The organism is Streptococcus sp. DFI.7.26, from assembly GCF_022240605.1.
In the GTDB taxonomy this organism is placed as follows: domain Bacteria; phylum Bacillota; class Bacilli; order Lactobacillales; family Streptococcaceae; genus Streptococcus; species Streptococcus xiaochunlingii.
Genome location: NZ_JAKOGN010000005.1, coordinates 72,970 through 92,472, shown reverse-complemented (window position 1 = coordinate 92,472; position 19,503 = coordinate 72,970). Strand labels below are relative to the sequence as shown.

Sequence of the window (19,503 nt, the reverse complement as noted above, 5' to 3'; positions counted from 1 at the left end):
ACTACGCTCAGCATATTGAACTGCCATTCGTTCCTGTTGTTCAGAGGACATCTGACACCTCCTTCTTAACAAATAGCAGTTTTCCTTCTTTATAGCGATAAGCTATCAATTTCTGATGTTGCTTAATTGACTTGACAACCTGCAGTAGATCTCTCGAATAAGGTTCTCGAAGAGTAACTTCTACTGCCTTCCCATCAAAGATACCAACACGTTTAAATTCAATGTAGTCTTTTTTGAGATGTCCTAAGCCCATACCAAAGGGAAAGTGATGAATCAATTGGATGGTACAACCACCTTTATTTCCCATTTGTTTCAAATCATATAAGTTTACTACCTTCATGATTAACTCCTTTATCTAGTTTGTCGCATCGTTTAAGTCTGGTAACGATAAACTCCGTGTCTGTTAGAAAATTCTCACACACGTCTTGTGCCAGTTGCCCTTCACAGGGAAATACTCTCAGTCCCTACTTACACAGGCACGCTAATCAAGACGGAGTGGATTCAATTTTCAAAGAACAGGTAGCTTTATTATAGATAAGAGTAGTTGAAATTTTTATCACATTTTTTATTTTTCTGTAGAGCTAAATTCATACTAAACAAAGATTTTGAAATAAAAGACTAACATAGTTACATAACGTTAGCATTTCATTTCCCTAAAACAAGCTAATTTGGTCTAAAAAAGCAGCAAACTATAAACTAGTAGGTTCCACACCAAATGTAGCCCCATACTGCCCCATAAGTCCGATTTGTAGCGTACAAGCCCTAAAAACATCCCAAGTGAAATATATAAACACCAAGCTAGAATGGTTCCTGGATGATGTGCTAAGGCAAATAAAACACTTGTCAAAGCAACTCGAATATCTAATTTTCTAGCCAAGTTCCATAAAATTTCTCGATACAAAAATTCTTCAACCATACTCGCATTGATTAAGAACAATAAAAATGAAAACCAAGGAACTTGATGTTGAAGGCCAATTAAGTTTGCTTGATTCGTAGTGCCTTGAGCATGGATTAGACTAAAACATAGACTTATAATCAGTAGGCTAACAAATCCAATACCAAGCCATTTCATCCTAGTTTTCATATTGACTTTGACCACTTGTTTTCGTTGATCATACATCCATAAAAAAGAAATGAGCGACCCACAATAGAGAATCTGTAGTATAGTTAACTCACCGATACAAAGAAATTTCAGTAAGTATAGAGATACAAATAGGACATTTACTTGTTGGAATATATAAACTGGAATTATTCTTTTCATAGTTACCTCCGAAATAAATCTTCATAATCTAAATCTAATACCTGCACAATCCTTTCTACCCATGGACTTTGAGGCATTCGTTGTTCCATCTTGTAGTGCCGAATCTTTTGATACAAACGATTCAATTCACTTGGATAGTGAAACTCTCCCGCAAACATTTTTCTGGTTAACTCAATCCAGCTGATATTTCTTTCAGCCAAAATAATGGACAAGTTCTCCCAAAATCGTTCAGCCATATTGCTTCTCCTTTAGTTAGATAAATAATGTGTTTGTGCCATGTAAATCAATTGTTTCGTATCTCTTGGCAATAGAGCTCTAGCCTCCTCTAGATTCAGATTTGGATAAACTCGCTTATTTGAAACCGCAAGAGGAAGCCTGATGGTTAGTTCAGGATTTTTTAATATCATTTCAATGAAATCCGTTAATCTTAGATTGTCACGGTTCTTAAATCGTAATAAATTGGGAGATAAAAATTCAAAACAATCTGAAGAATAGCTCATCATCTCAATTAATTTGTCCTTTGTCATTTCAGAAACTGAATGACAAGATACCTCGATGCCATAGTTTTGGAAGAAGTCTAAAAGAAGTTGATTTCTTTGGCTATTTTTACTTAGATAGAGATCAATCATGGGAGACCTCCCAAAGATTCGGTTCCATTTGATATTCTGATACGATTAAGGATTCTAATAAATTTGCGAAGTTAATCGGTTGCTTGTCTTCATCATAAGCTTTTACAGTTACTTGGGTTGTAAGTATTCCCTCTTTTCCCTCGGCTCGATAGCCTTGTCCATATAAAACAAAAACAAGATTCTGATTATCATCTACAAAGGCATCAGCTCCGTTCTTTATATCCTGACTTTCGAGGAATTCCATAACGTTTTGAAGATAGGATTCATAAAATAGTGGATAGTTGTGTTTTTTATGGTAATCATCTAAAAATGTCACTTCAAACTCACATGGATAATTGGGCATTAAAAATATTTGTTCATCCAGCTGTTTGATTTCTGCATCATGTAATTCTGTTTCTAATTCGTCACAATCTAGTATTGACTCTTTATTTAAAGCTTTCATCTTTTTCCTCTATTTCTTTTAATTTCTTTGCGATTGCAGCAATCACAGGTACGGTTACACTATTACCAGCTTGTTTATAGAGCTGACTATTACTAGAGACTTTTCTAGCAGCTTCAAAAGCCCAATCAGGAAATCCCTGCAGGCGAAAACACTCTTTAGGGGTGATTCGTCGTATTCTCAAACGGTAAAATTGTCCATCTACTAAGACACCAGCTACATGGTAAACTTGCTTATCTTCTCCTTCATAGCTAGCCACTACTACTCCCATTTGACCACTAGTTGTCAAAGTATTAGCTATACCTTTTCCAACTCTACCACGCCTATACTGAGAACTTGGTCTTTCTAAATTGATTGAATCTCCAATCTCTGCTTGAGCATACCCTTTTTTAGTTGCTTCCCTGATTTTTAGAAAATTGATTGGTTCTGGGATCAGTATTTTGGGAATTTTATCTCCACCTTGCATCGTAGTTAGTGTTGGAGATAACCCATCACTTCCATATACGCGACCAGTCTCCTTAAAGCTAGTTGGTAAATCTCCAACAACAACAATACCATGGCGATCCTGAGTATTCAAAGTAAACATTGGCTCTTGGTTTTCCTTAAATCGTCTACCATTTTGTCTTTTTTCTAATCTGTCTGGTGTCATACAAGGAATCGCAACTTTAAATCCTTCTCCTTTTCCACGAACTAATGTTGGCGCTAACCCCTCTGAATAATAGACTTTACCGCTCATGCCACTTTTTGATGGATTCAAATTTCCTAGTGTTTTTAAAGTCTCAGAGTTAGTTGCTTGACCTTCTCGTCTGAAAGGAAATAGGAGTCGGGTACCTTTCTTTCTAGAATGTCCGATAATAAACACCCTCTCTCTGTTTTGGGGAACGCCAAAATCCTTACTGTTAAGCACCTGCCACTCAACATCAAACCCCAACTCATCAAGTGTGGTAAGGATTGTGGTGAACGTCCGTCCCTTATCGTGATTGAGTAGGCCTTTAACATTTTCAAGAAAAAGAAAACGTGGTTGGATTTGTTTGGCCGCCCGAGCAATTTCAAAGAACAAAGTTCCTCTAGTATCTTCAAATCCCAATCGTCTTCCTGCGATTGAAAATGCTTGACAAGGGAATCCCCCACAGATGATATCGACTTTCCCTCTAAGTTTTTTAAATTCGTCATCTGAAACATCTCGTATGTCATGAAATTCGATTTCTCCTTCCGTTTGAAAAATGGATTTATAAGATTCTCTAGCAAATTTATCAATCTCGCAAAATCCAATACACTCGTGTCCGACACTTTCCATTCCAAGTCGAAAGCCACCGATACCTGAAAATAAATCAATAAATCTCATTTCTTTATCACCCCTTTCTGATCGACTATCAATGCCCAAAGAGTCATACCGCTTGAAATTAAAATGAGCAAAACTAATATCCACTCGATTGACGACATCTAACCACCTCCTTTTCTAACACGGTTATTCCAAACAGAATACAAGCCGTTAAACACAAATTCAGCAAGTGCTTCCGCTCGTCTAACAAAGCGAACATTGTCAAGAGCATACTGATAGATTCTCTCAAAATCAGTCATAGCAATTTCACTGGCTGTTTCAGAAAAACCTTCTCGTCTAAATTGATCTTGTACCAATCCCCAAATATAATCTCGATCATATTTTGTGACCTTTTCTACTTTTCTTTTCAAGATAGGATGAGTATTCCTATCCTCCTCATCCTCAGTAAATAAAGAATCAGTCTCACTATATTTAGTCTCACTAACTTCAGTCTCACTAGGGGCTAAATGTGAGACGGGGGCCGTTTCATTTTCATCCTGCCCTAGTCTTTTTTTAACACTAGGCCTGTTTGAATTAGCTACTGGGGTAGAAGATAATTCCCCTAAATAAATCTTATTAGCTAGTCTTCCTTTCTCACTTGAAGACTGTTGGACTTCATCAATTAAGTCATATTCTTTAAGAATTTTTTTGATGGACAATAATTTTGACTTCGAACAACCTAACAGCTTCATCAGTTTAGAATTAGAAAATACTAAATAGACTGCTCCTTCTTCATCTATCCAACCACGACTAAGAGATAATTCTAAACGATCTTTTAAAATAGAATAAGCCACCTTTACTTCTAGTTTCATATCCATATATTTCTCATCCTCAAAAAGAATTTTAGGTAATTTATAATACCGTTCTGAAGTTTGGTATTGATTTGCGGTAATTCGCTTCATAGCGCTCCTCCAAGTTCTTTGAGTATTAAATCTCCACTTGATTCCAATCGAACCAAGCCACTTTTTTCTAATTCAGCCATAAGAGATATGGCTTCAACAATGTCAATTCCCATTTCACGTACTAAAAATGAAATGACAATATAGCGTGATGATTGTAATTCTTTTGTCATTTTCCCTCCAGAAAATAAAAAAAGGAGAACAATATACAATTGTTCTCTCTTTAGATAAATATTTATTGTTGTATTCATTTTTCAGATGCGCAAACAACATCTACAAATACATATACATCTATGTGCCTTTTTAGAACTTTTTTGACGTCAAAATTGCCTTTATCTACAAAGACAAAATGCTTGTAAAATAGCTTAAAATCAAGGATTTTCACCCTTTTTTTCGTTGTAGCAACACTACACACTCCACGTGATGCGTTTGTGGAAACAAATCCACCGGCTGGACTTTCTTTAATTCGTAGCCCAACTCTTGATAGAGTTTGATATCACGCGCCATGGTGGCGACGTTACAGGAGATATAGGCGATACGGTCAGCTCCTGTTTGAGCGCTTGCTTTGATAAAGCTTTCGGTCAAGCCCTTGCGTGGTGGGTCGACCAGGATGGCAGTTGGTTGGATGCCTTCCTTGAGCCAATTCTTCATGGCATTTTCAGCTGTATCACAGACATAGTGGGCATTGGTGATGCCGTTTATACTAGCATTCTTCTGGCTATTCTCTACGGCTTCGGGGATGACTTCAACGCCATAAACTTCCTTGACATGCTTGGCAACTGATAGGCCAATGGTCCCGATTCCTGAGTAGGCATCAATCACCACATCGTCTTCTTTTAACTCCGCAAAGTCGATAGCTGTTTGATAAAGCTTCTCTGCCATTTCGGTATTGACCTGATAAAAGGCTGGTCCAGAGATTTGGAAGCTATTCCCCAACATTTGGTCCATAATGTAATCTTGACCATAGAGAACCCGCCATTCTTTCCCAAAAATGGAATTGGTATTCTGGTCATTGATGTTTTGCATGACAGATTTGATGGCTGGGAATTGCTTGATCAACTGCTCGATCAACTGGTCTACACGGAAAACCTTGGGACGAGTAGTGACCAAAATGACCATAATATCTCCAGAATGGTGGCCTCGACGGACGACAAGGTTCCGAATCAGGCCAGACTGTTCCTTCTCATCATAAGGCTTGAGGTCAAACCGACGAATCAAATCCCGAAGCGCCAAGACCACTTGGTCAATGACTGGATCTTGGATATAAAAATCTTCAATCGGCATCAAATCATGAGAGTTCTTTCGAAAGAAGCCTGTCTCGACCTGACCATTGACCCGACGAACAGGGACTTGGGCCTTGTTGCGGTATTGGACAGGGTGGTCCATCCCCAAGGTCAGGGGTACTTCCATATCAGATATTCCTGCAATCTTGTAGAGGCTATCCTTGACCTGCTTGGCCTTGAATTTCAGTTGCTCCGGATAAGCTAGGTGACCCAAGTCAGCAATTCCAGTTCGTAAGTAAGCCAGGTCTAGTTCTTCATTGCGGTGAGGGGACTTTTCTAGGTACTCCTCTACTTTACCGTAGCCGATCTTTTTGTTGACTTTAAGCACGCGCATGCGGATGGCTTCTCCTGGCAGGGCATTCTCCACAAAAAAGACCAGGCCATCGACCTTAGCCACTCCTGCTCCTTCATGGGTCAAATCGACAATATCAACTTCTACAATATCATTTTTCTTTAACATGGTGTTCAATCTTTCTACAAATTAAAAGGGATGGAGTTTACAGACTCCTATCCCTTAATTATATCATCTTAGGCCCATTTGGGACAATTTCTTTTTATAAGCATCGAAATCGACCAGCAAGCCTTGTCCGCCATACATATCATAGGCATCGACCCAATCACCATTTTCTGGAATGGTAATGCGTTCAATCCCCTTGCTGGCACTTCCGACTAAGCCAATCCCGTTTGTCAACAAGAAGGAGAAGGGTACATTGGTTGAGGTCATAGCGAAGACCTTTCCTAGTGCTTCAGATCCAGTAAAGAGCTTGGTTGGATCCTTGATTTGGTGAACAATGGCAGACATAACTTCTTGTTGGCGTCTTGTCCGGCCAAAGTCGCCCTCATCATCCTTACGGAAACGAGCATAGTTGAGGAGGGTCCGGCCATCCATCCGTTGTTTTCCGACCTTGATGGTTTGCTGAGGAACGACACCGTCTTTCATGTTCAAATCGTCTGGCACTTCCACTTCACTGACCTTTTCACCATCAATAGTGGAAAACTGCGCATTCATCTCGACCCCATTTGGGAAGAGGGTATCAATGGCTGTCGCAAAGGTTTGGAAATCGACCATGGCGTAGTATTGGATATTAATGTCAAAGTTATCCTTGAGCATCTGACGGACCAATTCCGCCCCTTGGTTGTTATTCTGCTCTCCAATGGTAAAGGCCGTATTCAACTTCTGGTCATAATAATCTTGATATTCTGGATCTGTTTGCTGGCTCACGCCATCAATATGTACCAGAGTATCCCGCATGAAGCTGACCAATTTTACCTTACCGTCCTTGTTGTTGACATTGACGACCATGATAGAGTCCGTTCGCGTCTCAGACGAGCTTTCCCCTATTCGACCATCTGTTCCCAAGATCAGGATATTGACCCCGTCTTTGGTCTTCTGACCGTTGAAATACTCTTTAACAGCTGGTTGGGCGTTGGTCCCACCAGGTTTGCTATTCAAGCCTTTAATAAACATAAAGACCATTCCACCAAGGACCAACAAGAGGAAAATGGCAATCCACTTTAAAATACGTTTGATGCGGATTTTTTTTCCCTTCTTACGTTTGGGAAGAGCTACTACTTCCTCTCGTTTCTTTTTATTGGTTTTGGGTTTATCCTTTCGGCTCCGTGATGGATAGACTGGTAATTCATCAGACTCGTTTTCGCTTCTACTTGAAGAAACCACAGACTCTTCTGTACTTGCTGAAACGGGGTCATCTTGGAATTGTCCCTCTGATTTATTTTTTAGATACTTGTATTCCAACTGTTCTTTCTCATTCAGATAATGATAGTTGGAATAAAGATAATCCAATCTCTTTTGTTCATGATAGGATAGGTTTTCTGATTCTCTACTCATACGTTCTCCGTTTCATTGTCGTTTAGCACATAGACCGAATAGTGGCCCAAGGTTTTGATAGATGCTCCTAGGGATTCCAGTTCTTGATAGGCAGAAGCAAACAGTGATTCGTCAGCATCCACCACATCGATAATAAAAAAATATTCCCCTAGGACCGTCTTTAAAGGACGACTCTCAATTTTTGTTAAATTTAATTCTCTTGAAGCAAATGTAGATAGGGCCTGGCATAAGGAGCCTGCAATATTGCTTGGTAAGGTAATGGCCAGACTATTCTTACAGGAAACTTTCTTTAAGGAGCGACTACCTTTAAAAGGTCGCTGACCAAGAATCCAAAAGCGGGTATAATTTTGATCCATCTCTTGAATGTTCCTCGCTACAACTTCCAGACCATATTCATCCTTGGCCTCCAAAGGCGCAATGGCTGCAATAGGAAGCTCTGGATGTTGAGAGACATATCGAGCTGCATAGGAAGTCGAAGTTGTCATCTCTAGTCTAGCTTGAGGGAAATGCTCCAGAACATAGGCTTTCCCTTGAGCTAATGCTTGAGGATGTGAATAGATCACTTCAATGGCTTGATCCTGCTTAACTGCCAAAAGTTGTTGCTTAATGGGATAAACCACTTCTGCAATAGCCTGGAAACGAGCCTGGTGAAAGAGGTAGTCAATCGTCTCATGGACACTGCCTTCGATGGAGTTCTCAACAGGGATGACCGCATACTCTACTTGAGCGGATTCATAGGCTTTCATCACTTCTGTAATGGAGTCATAAGGGCGCAATTCACCATCTTCAAAACTTTCCAGAGCTACATGATGGGTAAAGGATCCCTTAGGACCGAGATAAGCTACAAACATCGGATCATCTCCACAATTTTTTCAGGTGTCTTATCAGTAACATCAATCACATGTGTGGCTACTTCTTCATATAAGGGCAGGCGTTGTTCATACAAAGCACGAAACTCTTCTTGGTTCTTAGCAAGAAAGAGAGGGCGCTTAGTTGCAGGATCAGCGGCCAATCTTTGATAAAGCCGCTCAAAATCAATCCGCAAATAAATATTACAAGAATTCTTTTTGAGGAGCTCGCGATTTTCTGGCTTCAGGACAATGCCTCCACCAGTTGCAATGACAGAACTCTGTCCATCGAGCAACTCTTGCAATAAAAGTGACTCTTGCAAGCGAAAACTCTCCTCACCATAGCGAGTAAAATAGTCAGAAATCGGCATTTCTAAGCGTCGAACTAAGAGTGCATCCATATCAGTAAAAGCTGGATCCAACAAACGACCAATGGTCGTTTTCCCTGCTCCCATAAAGCCAAGTAATATTTTAGGCATGAGACACCTTTTCTAAGTCTTCAAAGAAGGAAGGGTAGCTGGTATTAATTGCTTCAGCACGCGCAAGCTCCACTTCACCATCTCTTACAAGCAGGGCTGCAATAGCTCCCAACATGCCGATCCGGTGGTCACCAAAGGTTTGCAGGCTAGCACCATGTAAGGGCGTTTTCCCCTCAATAATCATCCCGTCCTCTGTTGGGGTGATGTTAGCCCCCATGGCATTTAGACTCTCTGCCACTACTTGGATGCGATCTGTTTCCTTGACTTTCAATTCTTCAGCATCTTTGATAATGGTTTGGCTAGAAGCCTGGGTAGCCAAAAGGGCAATGATTGGAAGCTCATCAATCAAGCAAGGAATCAAATCACCCGAAATTTCTGTTCCATGGAGGTCGGAAGTCTCTACGACAAGCGTCGCAGCCTTAGCAAGGGGATCAACATCCAATATTTGAAGCTTGCCACCCATTTTTTCAATAACCTCTAGGATACCTGTACGAGTCTCATTGATCCCGACATTCTCTAGACGAATCTGACTATTAGGGACAATCAAACCAGCTACCAACCAAAAGGCTGCACTGGAAATATCACCTGGTACCGTCACCTCACAGGCTTGGAAGCTTTGAGGCCCACGTAGGCGAATTTCTTTGCCCTTCACGCTGATATGGCCACCGAACTGCTGGATCATATCTTCGGTGTGATTCCGCGTTAGCTCCTTCTCCAAAATAACCGACTCCCCTTCTGCTTGCATGGCAGCAAATAGAAGAGCTGACTTGACCTGAGCAGAGGCTACCGGTAATGAATAGTGGATTGGTTGTAACTCTTTTGTTCCATGAAGGCGAAGGGGCAACATGTCTCGATCTGTTTGACCCTGGACAGTGACTCCCATCTCTCGAAGGGGGATCGCCACTCGATCCATTGGTCGTTTGGACAAGCTGTCATCTCCAACCATGGTGACTGGAAAAGGACTTCCTGCTAAGACACCCGCTATCAATCGAGTGGAGGTGCCTGAGTTCCCCATATCCAGATTATTCTTAGGTTGTTGAAAAGCTTCGAAGCCTTTTCCCTCGATGGTGATCACTTGACCATCATCTTGGATAGAGACGCCTAGGTCTCTAAATACTTGAATAGTGGATAAGACATCTTCACCACGTAGGATATCATAGACCTTAGTGGTTCCATGCGCAAGGCTACCAAAGATAATCGAACGATGACTGATCGATTTATCACCTGGAACACGAATGATTCCATTTAAACCCTTACAATTCGTTTGTAATTTCATGGCTTACCCCTTCAAGCTTTTCTAAAAATTCTACCATAAAAAACAGCCATTTTCAACGTTCACTTGGAAGGTCCTCTAAGATGGGAGAGAAAAAGAGGTGGGCTCTCCACCTCTCCCTTATTTAAATAAATCTTGAACTGGATCAAAAATAATCCGTTCAATATCTCCTAGATAAACAGACAATTGCTGTTGTTTGGTGAAAAACTCATTAACAATTGGGTTTCCTTGTAACTTCCCAGCAAAGTCCTGCATTTTCTTTTGTTGGTCTTCAGTTGGCATTTGTCCAGACTGGATGACTCCATGAATTTCTTGTTGGAAAGCCAGGTAGTCTCCGAATAACGCTTTTGCATCGGCATCGGCATCAATGGCTTCCTTACTAGCAAGAACAGCCTTGTATTCTGGTAAGTCACGAATTCCACGTGACAATTCATTGGCTAGATCATAAATATTTGACATGTAATTTCTCCTTAACAATTTGGTTTTGTTCTATTATACAAAGATTCTGGTACATCTTGTGTTAGAAACTGCTATTTTTGTAAAAATCCTACTTAGGACCTATTTGATTACCACACTATAATCCGTTTGCTCGGTGATCAGGGCTTCAGCCCGCGCTTGATCTGCAGCCGTCTTAAAGGAAATCTGGAGAATCCCGTAGACATCTTCTCGGTTTTCCTCATTGATATGAATATTGACCAAGGAGGTACCACGAAGCAACTCCAGGATTCGAAGAATGACATCTTCTTCGTCTGGAACATCCACAAAAATATCGAAGGTGCTTTCCACCCCTCCTCTCTTATGGATCTGCATATGTTGCCGTTGCTCTCGACTATGGTCAAAGAAGGACCAAATCGCTTCTTCTTGTCCTTGGCGAATCATATCAGCAACTTGGTCAAGGCGAGCCTGAAAGTCTACTATCCGATCGAGAACAGCAGCTGGATTGGATAGCAAAATGGAGGTCCACATGCTGGGCTCACTCTCCGCAATCCGCGTCATATCACGAAATCCTCCTGCAGCAAAGCGACCTGCTAAGGCATGCTCTTTTGTATAAGCAGCTGCTTGTCCCATCAGGGTAGCTGCCAATACGTGAGGAAAGTGGCTGATTTGAGAAGTGACCCGATCGTGTTCTATTGGATCTACCTCGATGAAACGGGCTTTAAGCCCTGAGAGGAGATCCTTCAATTCCAAGACCGCACTGGGATCAGTCGCAGTTGTTGGCGTAAAAATGTAGTAGGCATTTTCAAAGAGAGTAGAGTCAGCTGACGCAGCTCCTGTCTTGTGACTCCCTGCCATGGGATGTCCGCCGACAAAACGGACTGGCAGATAATTAAAAACTTCTTGACCAGCTTCTACAATGGCCCCCTTGGTAGAGCCCACATCTGTCACAATGACTCCTTCTTTCAGTGGCATTCTCGCCAGTTGCTGAAAGGTTTGAATGGTTTGCTTGACAGGTAAGGAGACGATAATGACATCAGCTCGACTAGCAAATGCTTCAAGATCAGCCGTCACCTCATCCACTATGCCATTCTTAAGTGCAATATCCCGTGAGGCCTGACTGCGATTATAGCCTAGTAAAGTCACTTGCGGATGAGCTTTCCGGATCCCCATGGCTAACGAAGCACCAATCAGTCCTAGACCGACGATATAAACAACCTTTTCTTCCATCTATTTCTCCAGTTAGAAAGCTTTGGTATAGGCCCGATGACTCTCGACAGCCTCCTTCAATTCTTCCAGATTATCAGAAGAGAACTTGTCCAAGACTTCTGTGGCTAAAACCGTTGCCACCACAGCTTCCATGACAACCCCTGCAGCCGGAAGTGCTGTTGGATCACTCCGCTCCACCGTTGCCTTATACGGTTCGTGCGTTTCAGTATCGACACTCATGAGGGGTTTATAAAGGGTTGGGATTGGTTTCATAACACCACGAACGATAATCGGCTCTCCATTGGTCATACCGCCTTCAAATCCACCCAAATGATTGGTTCGACGAGTATACCCATCTTGCTCAGACCAGAGAATTTCGTCCATGACTTGACTGCCTTTTCGACGGCCTGCTTCAAAGCCTAGCCCGAACTCTACACCTTTAAAAGCATTGATAGAGACAACCCCTTGAGCGATCTTAGCATCCAATTTCTTGTCCCATTGGACAAAAGATCCCAGACCGACAGGCACACCACCTACAATCGTTTCGACGATCCCTCCGATGGTTTCCCCTTCTTTCTTCACACTATCGATATAGGCCTTGATTTCCTCTTCTCGCTCTCGATTGACGATGGAAACTTCTGACTGAGCAACCGCTTCCTTGATTTGGGAAACTGTTAGATTTTCCGGAACCTCTACTTCGATGCCACCGAAATTGACGATGTGGCTGGCTACTTGAACCCCAATCTCTTCCAATAAACGTTTGGCTACTGCACCTACTGCTACCCGCATGGTTGTTTCCCGAGCCGATGACCGTTCCAAAGAATTTCGCAAGTCATCGAAACGGTACTTGATGCCACCGACCAAATCGGCGTGGCCTGGACGAGGCTTGGTAATTTTCCGGAGCCCCTTCTTCTTTTCCTCCACATCACTAACAGACATGATTTCTAGCCATTTTTGATGGTCTAGATTGGTGACATTCAAGGTGATAGGACCTCCCATGGTCAAGCCATGGCGAACACCAGAGGTGATCTCGACCTGATCGCTTTCAATCTTCATCCGTGCTCCACGACCGTAGCCTCCTTGGCGGCGTTTTAATTCGACGTTGATATAATCAGCTGTCAAAGGGAGACCTGCTGGCACTCCTTCGATAATAGCTGTAAGTCGTGGTCCGTGTGATTCTCCTGCTGTTAAATAACGCATGGTATCTCCTTTGTCGCTTTCTAGTTTAAGAAGTCTCTCATTTCTTCCAATGGGACTGGATGGATCTGACAAGTTCCAATTTCAGGTACCAAAACGAGTTTCAATTGATTGCCCCTCGCCTTCTTGTCCAAGGTTAAGGCCTGATAAAGCTTTTCCTTATCCCAAGTATGGAATTCTACTGGTAAGCCAAATTTTTGACACATTTGACGAATAGCCTGCGTTAAACCGGCTTGGACCAATCCCTTAGCTTCTGCCACCTTAGTGATTTGCACCATTCCAATCGCTACGGCTTCTCCGTGCATAATCTGGCCATAACCGGCTGTTGCTTCAATCGCATGGCCAAGGGTATGACCAAAATTCAGATATAGGCGAATGCCTTGGTCTAGCTCATCTTCGACGACCATCTTGCGCTTGACTTGACAGGAATGGGCAATCAGGGATTCTGCATGCTCATAAATAGACTCAACGGAGCCATCCATTTGATCCAGCTCTTCCCATAAGACTTGATCTTCTATGAGACCGTACTTGATAACTTCTCCCATGCCCTCGATCAACTCGCGCTTGCCAAGAGTCAGCAGCACTTCAGGATCAATCAATACCCCATCCGGTTGGGCAAATGTTCCTACCATGTTTTTAGCATAGAGTGTATTGACTCCGGTCTTACCTCCGATAGAGGAGTCAACCTGCGCTGTCAAACTAGTCGGTACTTGAACGAAATGAATGCCCCTCATATAGGTGGAAGCTACAAAGCCAGCTAGATCACCGACAACGCCACCACCAAGAGCGAGAATGCCGTCTGATCGTGTCATCCCATTTTTCGCTAAAAATTCATAGACTTTCTGGACGGTCGTCAGATTTTTACTAGCTTCTCCTTCTAGGAACTCATAGCTAATCACTGTAAATCCTTCACTTTCAAGGTTTTTTACCACCTGACTTGCATAAAGAGATCCTACATGGTTGTCTGTAATGACTGCTACTTTTTGAGCTTCCCATAAATGACTGAGCCAGGTTCCAACCTTTTGGATCGCTCCATTCTCAATGACAATCTCATAACCATTCTTTGGTAGATCAACATTCACCTTCATAAGGATCTCCTTTCAAATCCATGTGAAAAAAATTACAATTTCACTATTGTATAAAAATAGAAAACAGAGCATACTTGATTAAGTTTTTCTGTTTTCTTCCATCATTTTTCTAATACATAATCTGGGTATTCCAATTTCAAAGCTTGCCAGACTTCCTCTTCCGGGAAAGTTTTATCCGTCATCAGTTCGAAGGCAACGGCAGCTTGATGGAAGAGCATTCCCAAGCCATTTAAGGTTTTTGCCCCTTGTTCTTCTGCTAATTGAAGAAATGGTGTCTTGACAGGAAAATAAGCTAAATCAGCCACTAGACAACCTTTAGGAAAGATAAAGTCTTTCGGAATAGGGAGAGAAAACCCGTCCATTCCAAGTCCTGTAGCATTGATCAATAAATCCGTCCCCTCTATCGTTGCATTCAACTGATCCCAACTGGATAAGTCATGAAGGACAATTAAAACAGCAAGAGTTTCGGATAGTGGAGCAAAGATAGCCTGATATTTATCTAAGCTTTCTGGACGAACAAATAAATGAATCTCGCCAACTCCTTGCCGAATAGCCTCTACAACAATAGCAGTCGCAGCACCACCCGCTCCTAAAAGGACAAGTTTCTTATTCTTTATCGAAAAAGTCTTAGGGAGACTCTTTAGAAAACCAAGACCGTCTGTGTTGTAGCCTGTTAAACGACCATCTTTCTGAACAATTGTATTGACCGAACCAATGAGTTGCGCGCTTCCATCTACCTGATCTAAAAATGGCAAGACCTTTTTCTTGTAGGGCATGGAAATATTAGCACCCAACATATCTAGTACCCGTAACTGTTGAAGACTTTGTTCGACTTGTTCTTCTTCCACTTCCCAAGCAAGATAGACTGCATTGGTCGCGGTTAATTGGTAAGCCCGGTTGTGAATAAAGGGTGAGATACTATGACGAATGGGCTTGGCAATCACGGCCGCCATTCGCGTATAGCCATCAATCTTCATCTAAGATCTCCCGAATCTTGTGCATGCTGGACAAGCTGATTTGACCTGGTGCACTTTGCTCTCCAACACTGGCATAGGACCAAACAGAACCGGTTAAATCGGCAGCGATGCGAGAGATTCGGCCGATTTTCCCCATAGAAATGGTAACGAACTCTTGTTCTGGATTTAGCGTCTTAAAGCCACGTGTATAGTTCATTAGGTCCAGAACATCCTGCTCGGTATGAGCCATCACAGATACCTTGACCAATTTCGGTGTAAAGCTGGTTAATTCAGACATAATTTCCATCATATTTTCAGGGGTTTCCTGGAAATTATGGTAGCTTAAGCAAAGATTGGAGTAATCCATCATCTGATTAAACTCGGCCTGATGACCAAAGTACTCAAAATCAACATAATCCGGATGGTAGATGTTGTTGATATCATGTATAAGGGCTACGTACTCTTCACCAGAAAGTTCAATTTCTCCTCCCTGCTCCCGTGTCCGTAGCGTAAATAAAATTTCACGGCCTGCAAATTTCTCAAAGATGGCAGGCGCAACCTGTAAAATATCATTTTTGTCCAAGTAATCCGCACGCCATTCAATCACATCTGCATCTTGATAACGACTGGCATCAATGGCCTGTGCTTCTTCAAAATTTCTTGGCATTACAGAAACGACTAATTTCATTGATCCACCTTAATTGTAAATACTTTCAAGTAATTACTACTTTCTTCCCTTTCATTGTATCGAAAATCAGCTGGAAGTCCAACTTCACTGATATAGCGATGTTTTTGGCCTTTGAAGCCCTTTTCAATTTCTTTCTTAAATTTATCCCGACTGACATTGGCAGCATTCGTACTAGCAATCAAAATACCATTTGGATTTAAAATCTCTAGGGACTGCTCAATCAGTTTGTGGTAATCCTTCGCAACTGAGAAGGTACGCTTCTTATTGCGAGCAAAACTCGGAGGATCTAGAACGATCACATCATAAGTCAAACCATGACGCTTGGCATACTTATAATAATCAAAAACATCCATCACAATAAAGCGGTGGTGATCCAGTTCTAAACCATTTGCCACAAAATGGGCTTCGGATAGTTCGCGACTCCGCTTTGCCAGATCTACAGAAGTCGTTTCTACTGCTCCTCCCATAGCCGCTGCTACCGAAAAAGCCGCCGTGTAGGAAAACATATTGAGTAAGGATTTACCTGCAGCTAAGCCATCTACTAAGCTAGCACGCACATCGTGTTGGTCTAAGAAAATCCCTGTCATCAAGCCATCATTCAAAAAGACTTGGTAGCGAACGCCATTTTCCAAAATCAAAAACTGGTCTGGAGCTTCTTGACCAAAAAGATGGGCTGACTCATAACCTGGATCCTTGAAACGGATTTTTTCATATCCTCCCAAGACCTCTGGAAAGACTTCTTGAAAAGCCGTAACAAGCAGCTCTCTGATTTGATAAACAAAGGCATTGTAGATGGAAAAGACGGCATAATCTCCATAGAGATCAATAGTCAAGCCACCAAATCCGTCGCCTTCTTGATTAAAAATTCTAAAAGCTGTGTCCAATTCCGACTGATAGTAAGACTGACGTTTTGACTTAGCTTTAGCAAATAGATGACTAAAGTAAGCCTGATCCAGGTTGATTTTCTTCGTAGAAATGACCCAACCAAGTCCCTTGTTTTGCTCTGATAGATAGCCTGTCCCAAGAAAATGGCCCGAAGCTGTGACCAGCTCGACCACCTCATTGTCAAAAGGGAGTTGTTCAAAATCACTCTTCTCTAAAATCTTATAACCTTTATGGATTTTTTTCTCAACTTGTCGGTTAATTGTCAGCTTTTTCATACTTCTATTGTATCAAAATTTTCAAAAATTCACAAAGTCTCCTACTTAAGAATCCTATTATCAAGGAAGTATTCACCATCTTTTTAAACAATCTCACTTCTTTTGTTTAGCTAATGATTACCAATATCAACCATACTCTTTTTTAACATTATTATTTACTTGCTTTATTTTCAAAACGTTTTAAATTATGGTATACTGTTGTAAGAAAATTTTTAGGAAATAAGGCAAGGAAGTATATTTTTGTGAAAAAAATTACCAAAACGATACTCGATGCTATGAGTACCAGACTAGGATTTGTCTTTACCCTACTGTTGCTTTATTGGTTTAAAACCATGTGGGCCTATGCAGTAGACTTTAATCTAGATATTCAAGGCTTTTATCAGGTTTTTCTCGCAGTCATTAACCCGATTCCACTCAGCCTCTTATTCATCGGTCTCGCTTTTTATATTAAGAGAACCAAACTCTTTTATTTGCTATCTTTTAGCATCTATGTCATTTTATTTATCTGGTTGATTTCCAACTCGATTTATTATCGTGAGTTTACTGACTTCGTAACGGTTAATACCATGCTGGCCTCTAGTAAGGTTTCCGCTGGTCTTGGAGCTGCAGCCTTAGAATTATTCCGTCCCTGGGATATTATCTATATTTTAGACTTCCCGATTCTAGCTTTCCTCTTCTTAAAGAAATTGGTCAAACTAGATCACCGTCCCTTTAACAAACGGGCAAGTTTTGCAGTGACTTCGCTCTCTGCTATGCTCTTCTCTGCCAACCTTTTCTTGGCAGAGATTGACCGTCCGGAATTGTTAACGCGTGGCTTCTCCAACTACTATGTGGTTCGTGCGCTTGGTTTACCTGCCTTTTTGGGTTACAGTGCCAACCAGACTTACATGGCCAATAAAGAACGTTCAAAGGCTTCTGAAGTTGACCTGAAACCAGTTGAAGAGTATGTTGCTAGCCATTATGCTCAACCAAACCCTGAAACCTTTGGACTTGCTAAAGGTCGTAATGTTATCTATATCCATTTGGAAAGCTTCCAACAATTCTTGATCGACTATAAATTGAAAGTCGATGGCAAAGAATACGAAGTGACCCCATTTATCAACTCGCTCTACCATTCAAACGAAACCTTTGCATTTTCCAATGTCTTCAACCAGGTAAAAGCTGGTAAAACATCGGATGCAGAGACCATGATTGAAACGGGCTTGTTCGGTTTGAACCAAGGTTCCTTTATGGTGAACTACGGTGGGACCAATACCCAGCAAGCAGCTCCTTTCATTCTTTCAAAGAATGGCTACCAATCCAGTGCTGTTTTCCACGGAAATGCCGGAAGCTTCTGGAACCGTAATACTGCTTACAAACAATGGGGCTACCATTACTTCTTTGATGCCTCCTATTTTACCAAGCAAGATGATACCAACTCCTTCCAATATGGACTTAATGATAAGATTATGTTGAAGGATTCTATCAAGTACTTGGAACACATGCAACAACCTTTTTATACTAAGTTCATTACCGTTTCCAACCACTATCCTTATACGACGAGTCTGATTGGTGACGAAATTGGCTTCCCTCTTGCAGAAACCCAGGATGAAACGATTAATGGCTATTTTGCAACAGCCAATTATCTTGATTCATCCATCAAGGCCTTCTTCGATTATCTAAAGGCATCTGGCTTATACGAAAATTCTATTATCGTTCTTTATGGAGACCACTACGGTATTTCTAATTCTCGCAATCCAGCTCTAGCTCCTTTGCTTGATAAGAACTCTGAGACTTGGTCAAGTTATGATAATGCTATGTTGCAACGGGTACCTTATATGGTGGTCGTGCCTGGCATGAACAAGGGGAAAGTCATTGAGACCTATGGTGGAGAGATTGATATGCTTCCAACATTGGAACACTTGTTAGGAATTGATTCTAAGAACTTCCTTCAAGTGGGTCAAGACTTGTTATCTCCAAATCATAGCCAAATCGTAGCTTTCCGTTCTGCTAACTACTTTGTGACTCCTGAGTATACAAGTTACAGTGGGCGGACCTATTACACCAAGACTGGTGAAGAAATCACCAATCCAGACGAATCAACGAAAGAGCAACTGGATAAAATCCGTGAGGCAGCTAATTTACAACTCAAGATTAGTGATAGTATCCAAACGGGGGACCTCTTACGATTCTACACTGGAAATGATCTTGGTAAAGTCAACCCGGATGACTACTCCTACAACAACTCGATGAAAGCATTGAAGAAAATTGAAAAAGAAAAAGGGAATTCCTCAACCAGCCTCTATAGCCAAAAAGGCAATCAATCAACGGTTGATCTCTTCAAAGCACCAAGCTATAAAGATCTCCACCCTGAACAGTTCAGTTCTTCTTCTTCGAGTGAGGATTCCAGCTCAAGTAGCTCAAGCTCATCTTCATCAGAGAAAAAATAAGATTGGGACCTCCCAATCTTATTTTTGAATATAGACAAACTGTTTTTACTTTAAGGAAGC

At 41.6% G+C, this 19,503-nt stretch carries 21 protein-coding genes; 1 reads left to right on the top strand and 20 read right to left on the bottom strand.

Annotated elements, in window-relative coordinates; translation table 11 throughout:
- Nucleotides 1-40 precede the first annotated feature (40 nt).
- The 20 genes from L0M85_RS06275 to L0M85_RS06180 form a co-directional block, all read right to left on the bottom strand.
- Nucleotides 41-340: a hypothetical protein gene (locus L0M85_RS06275; RefSeq protein WP_195412014.1), complete on the bottom strand. Its 300-nt coding sequence runs from the start codon at nucleotides 338-340 to the stop codon at nucleotides 41-43.
- 333 nt (nucleotides 341-673) lie between these two features.
- Nucleotides 674-1,261: a type II CAAX endopeptidase family protein gene (locus tag L0M85_RS06270; RefSeq protein WP_238656690.1), complete on the bottom strand. Its 588-nt coding sequence runs from the start codon at nucleotides 1,259-1,261 to the stop codon at nucleotides 674-676.
- Between the two features lie 2 nt (nucleotides 1,262-1,263).
- Nucleotides 1,264-1,497 carry a hypothetical protein gene (locus L0M85_RS06265; protein ID WP_000840776.1) on the bottom strand — a complete coding sequence of 78 codons (234 nt, stop codon included), beginning with the start codon at nucleotides 1,495-1,497 and terminating at the stop codon, nucleotides 1,264-1,266.
- A gap of 12 nt (nucleotides 1,498-1,509) precedes the next feature.
- Nucleotides 1,510-1,890 carry an arsenate reductase family protein gene (locus L0M85_RS06260; protein WP_000566546.1) on the bottom strand — a complete coding sequence of 127 codons (381 nt, stop codon included), beginning with the start codon at nucleotides 1,888-1,890 and terminating at the stop codon, nucleotides 1,510-1,512.
- Nucleotides 1,883-2,332: a hypothetical protein gene (locus tag L0M85_RS06255; protein WP_135782425.1), complete on the bottom strand. Its 450-nt coding sequence runs from the start codon at nucleotides 2,330-2,332 to the stop codon at nucleotides 1,883-1,885. The genes L0M85_RS06260 and L0M85_RS06255 overlap by 8 nt, the downstream gene beginning before the upstream one ends.
- The gene (gene dcm, locus L0M85_RS06250; RefSeq protein ID WP_238656689.1) at nucleotides 2,316-3,674 is read right to left on the bottom strand and encodes a DNA (cytosine-5-)-methyltransferase; all 1,359 of its coding nucleotides are present in this window, start codon (nucleotides 3,672-3,674) and stop codon (nucleotides 2,316-2,318) included. The genes L0M85_RS06255 and dcm overlap by 17 nt, the downstream gene beginning before the upstream one ends.
- A 98-nt stretch (nucleotides 3,675-3,772) precedes the next feature.
- Nucleotides 3,773-4,552 (bottom strand): replication initiator protein A, encoded by a 780-nt coding sequence (locus L0M85_RS06245; protein WP_238656688.1) that lies wholly within the window; start codon nucleotides 4,550-4,552, stop codon nucleotides 3,773-3,775.
- The gene (locus L0M85_RS06240; RefSeq protein ID WP_000159607.1) at nucleotides 4,549-4,722 is read right to left on the bottom strand and encodes a hypothetical protein; all 174 of its coding nucleotides are present in this window, start codon (nucleotides 4,720-4,722) and stop codon (nucleotides 4,549-4,551) included. Before L0M85_RS06240 ends, L0M85_RS06245 begins: the two co-directional genes overlap by 4 nt.
- A 208-nt stretch (nucleotides 4,723-4,930) precedes the next feature.
- On the bottom strand, nucleotides 4,931-6,292 hold the full coding sequence (gene rlmD / locus L0M85_RS06235; RefSeq protein ID WP_238656687.1) for a 23S rRNA (uracil(1939)-C(5))-methyltransferase RlmD: 1,362 nt from the start codon (nucleotides 6,290-6,292) through the stop codon (nucleotides 4,931-4,933).
- 63 nt (nucleotides 6,293-6,355) lie between these two features.
- A complete protein-coding gene (locus L0M85_RS06230) occupies nucleotides 6,356-7,681 on the bottom strand; it encodes an LCP family protein (RefSeq protein WP_238656686.1) in 1,326 nt (441 codons plus the stop codon).
- On the bottom strand, nucleotides 7,678-8,532 hold the full coding sequence (gene pheA, locus L0M85_RS06225) for a prephenate dehydratase (RefSeq protein ID WP_238656685.1): 855 nt from the start codon (nucleotides 8,530-8,532) through the stop codon (nucleotides 7,678-7,680). The genes L0M85_RS06230 and pheA overlap by 4 nt, the downstream gene beginning before the upstream one ends.
- Entirely contained in the window at nucleotides 8,523-9,008 is a 486-nt protein-coding gene (locus L0M85_RS06220; protein WP_238656684.1) for a shikimate kinase, read from the bottom strand. The genes pheA and L0M85_RS06220 overlap by 10 nt, the downstream gene beginning before the upstream one ends.
- Nucleotides 9,001-10,284, bottom strand: a complete 1,284-nt coding sequence (aroA, locus tag L0M85_RS06215; protein WP_238656683.1) for a 3-phosphoshikimate 1-carboxyvinyltransferase — start codon at nucleotides 10,282-10,284, stop codon at nucleotides 9,001-9,003. The genes L0M85_RS06220 and aroA overlap by 8 nt, the downstream gene beginning before the upstream one ends.
- Nucleotides 10,285-10,401: 117 nt before the next feature.
- On the bottom strand, nucleotides 10,402-10,740 hold the full coding sequence (locus L0M85_RS06210) for a YlbF/YmcA family competence regulator (RefSeq protein WP_061564079.1): 339 nt from the start codon (nucleotides 10,738-10,740) through the stop codon (nucleotides 10,402-10,404).
- 99 nt (nucleotides 10,741-10,839) lie between these two features.
- A complete protein-coding gene (locus L0M85_RS06205; RefSeq protein ID WP_238656682.1) occupies nucleotides 10,840-11,946 on the bottom strand; it encodes a prephenate dehydrogenase in 1,107 nt (368 codons plus the stop codon).
- 12 nt (nucleotides 11,947-11,958) lie between these two features.
- On the bottom strand, nucleotides 11,959-13,125 hold the full coding sequence (gene aroC, locus L0M85_RS06200; protein ID WP_048688143.1) for a chorismate synthase: 1,167 nt from the start codon (nucleotides 13,123-13,125) through the stop codon (nucleotides 11,959-11,961).
- Between the two features lie 20 nt (nucleotides 13,126-13,145).
- Nucleotides 13,146-14,210 carry a 3-dehydroquinate synthase gene (aroB, locus tag L0M85_RS06195; RefSeq protein ID WP_238656681.1) on the bottom strand — a complete coding sequence of 355 codons (1,065 nt, stop codon included), beginning with the start codon at nucleotides 14,208-14,210 and terminating at the stop codon, nucleotides 13,146-13,148.
- Between the two features lie 101 nt (nucleotides 14,211-14,311).
- Entirely contained in the window at nucleotides 14,312-15,187 is an 876-nt protein-coding gene (gene aroE, locus L0M85_RS06190; protein WP_048688134.1) for a shikimate dehydrogenase, read from the bottom strand.
- Nucleotides 15,177-15,854, bottom strand: coding sequence for a type I 3-dehydroquinate dehydratase (gene aroD / locus L0M85_RS06185; RefSeq protein WP_048688131.1), 678 nt, complete (start codon nucleotides 15,852-15,854; stop codon nucleotides 15,177-15,179). Before aroD ends, aroE begins: the two co-directional genes overlap by 11 nt.
- Nucleotides 15,851-17,014: a class I SAM-dependent rRNA methyltransferase gene (locus L0M85_RS06180; protein ID WP_238656680.1), complete on the bottom strand. Its 1,164-nt coding sequence runs from the start codon at nucleotides 17,012-17,014 to the stop codon at nucleotides 15,851-15,853. Before L0M85_RS06180 ends, aroD begins: the two co-directional genes overlap by 4 nt.
- A 242-nt stretch (nucleotides 17,015-17,256) precedes the next feature.
- On the opposite strand from L0M85_RS06180, the gene L0M85_RS06175 reads away from it, so the two are divergent.
- Nucleotides 17,257-19,443, top strand: a complete 2,187-nt coding sequence (locus tag L0M85_RS06175) for an LTA synthase family protein (protein ID WP_048688124.1) — start codon at nucleotides 17,257-17,259, stop codon at nucleotides 19,441-19,443.
- Nucleotides 19,444-19,503: the final 60 nt, after the last annotated feature.

Excerpts from the sequence above, each read along its gene's own strand:
- aroC (WP_048688143.1), bottom strand. The coding sequence starts at position 13,125 with ATGCGTTATTTAACAGCAGGAGAATCACACGGACCACGACTTACAGCT.
- aroA (WP_238656683.1), bottom strand. The coding sequence starts at position 10,284 with ATGAAATTACAAACGAATTGTAAGGGTTTAAATGGAATCATTCGTGTT.
- L0M85_RS06275 (WP_195412014.1), bottom strand. The coding sequence starts at position 340 with ATGAAGGTAGTAAACTTATATGATTTGAAACAAATGGGAAATAAAGGT.
- L0M85_RS06220 (WP_238656684.1), bottom strand. The coding sequence starts at position 9,008 with ATGCCTAAAATATTACTTGGCTTTATGGGAGCAGGGAAAACGACCATT.
- L0M85_RS06210 (WP_061564079.1), bottom strand. The coding sequence starts at position 10,740 with ATGTCAAATATTTATGATCTAGCCAATGAATTGTCACGTGGAATTCGT.
- L0M85_RS06180 (WP_238656680.1), bottom strand. The coding sequence starts at position 17,014 with ATGAAAAAGCTGACAATTAACCGACAAGTTGAGAAAAAAATCCATAAA.
- aroE (WP_048688134.1), bottom strand. The coding sequence starts at position 15,187 with ATGAAGATTGATGGCTATACGCGAATGGCGGCCGTGATTGCCAAGCCC.
- L0M85_RS06260 (WP_000566546.1), bottom strand. The coding sequence starts at position 1,890 with ATGATTGATCTCTATCTAAGTAAAAATAGCCAAAGAAATCAACTTCTT.
- rlmD (WP_238656687.1), bottom strand. The coding sequence starts at position 6,292 with ATGTTAAAGAAAAATGATATTGTAGAAGTTGATATTGTCGATTTGACC.
- L0M85_RS06240 (WP_000159607.1), bottom strand. The coding sequence starts at position 4,722 with ATGACAAAAGAATTACAATCATCACGCTATATTGTCATTTCATTTTTA.
- L0M85_RS06270 (WP_238656690.1), bottom strand. The coding sequence starts at position 1,261 with ATGAAAAGAATAATTCCAGTTTATATATTCCAACAAGTAAATGTCCTA.
- dcm (WP_238656689.1), bottom strand. The coding sequence starts at position 3,674 with ATGAGATTTATTGATTTATTTTCAGGTATCGGTGGCTTTCGACTTGGA.
- L0M85_RS06245 (WP_238656688.1), bottom strand. The coding sequence starts at position 4,552 with ATGAAGCGAATTACCGCAAATCAATACCAAACTTCAGAACGGTATTAT.
- L0M85_RS06230 (WP_238656686.1), bottom strand. The coding sequence starts at position 7,681 with ATGAGTAGAGAATCAGAAAACCTATCCTATCATGAACAAAAGAGATTG.
- pheA (WP_238656685.1), bottom strand. The coding sequence starts at position 8,532 with ATGTTTGTAGCTTATCTCGGTCCTAAGGGATCCTTTACCCATCATGTA.
- aroD (WP_048688131.1), bottom strand. The coding sequence starts at position 15,854 with ATGAAATTAGTCGTTTCTGTAATGCCAAGAAATTTTGAAGAAGCACAG.
- L0M85_RS06205 (WP_238656682.1), bottom strand. The coding sequence starts at position 11,946 with ATGGAAGAAAAGGTTGTTTATATCGTCGGTCTAGGACTGATTGGTGCT.
- L0M85_RS06265 (WP_000840776.1), bottom strand. The coding sequence starts at position 1,497 with ATGGCTGAACGATTTTGGGAGAACTTGTCCATTATTTTGGCTGAAAGA.
- aroB (WP_238656681.1), bottom strand. The coding sequence starts at position 14,210 with ATGAAGGTGAATGTTGATCTACCAAAGAATGGTTATGAGATTGTCATT.
- L0M85_RS06255 (WP_135782425.1), bottom strand. The coding sequence starts at position 2,332 with ATGAAAGCTTTAAATAAAGAGTCAATACTAGATTGTGACGAATTAGAA.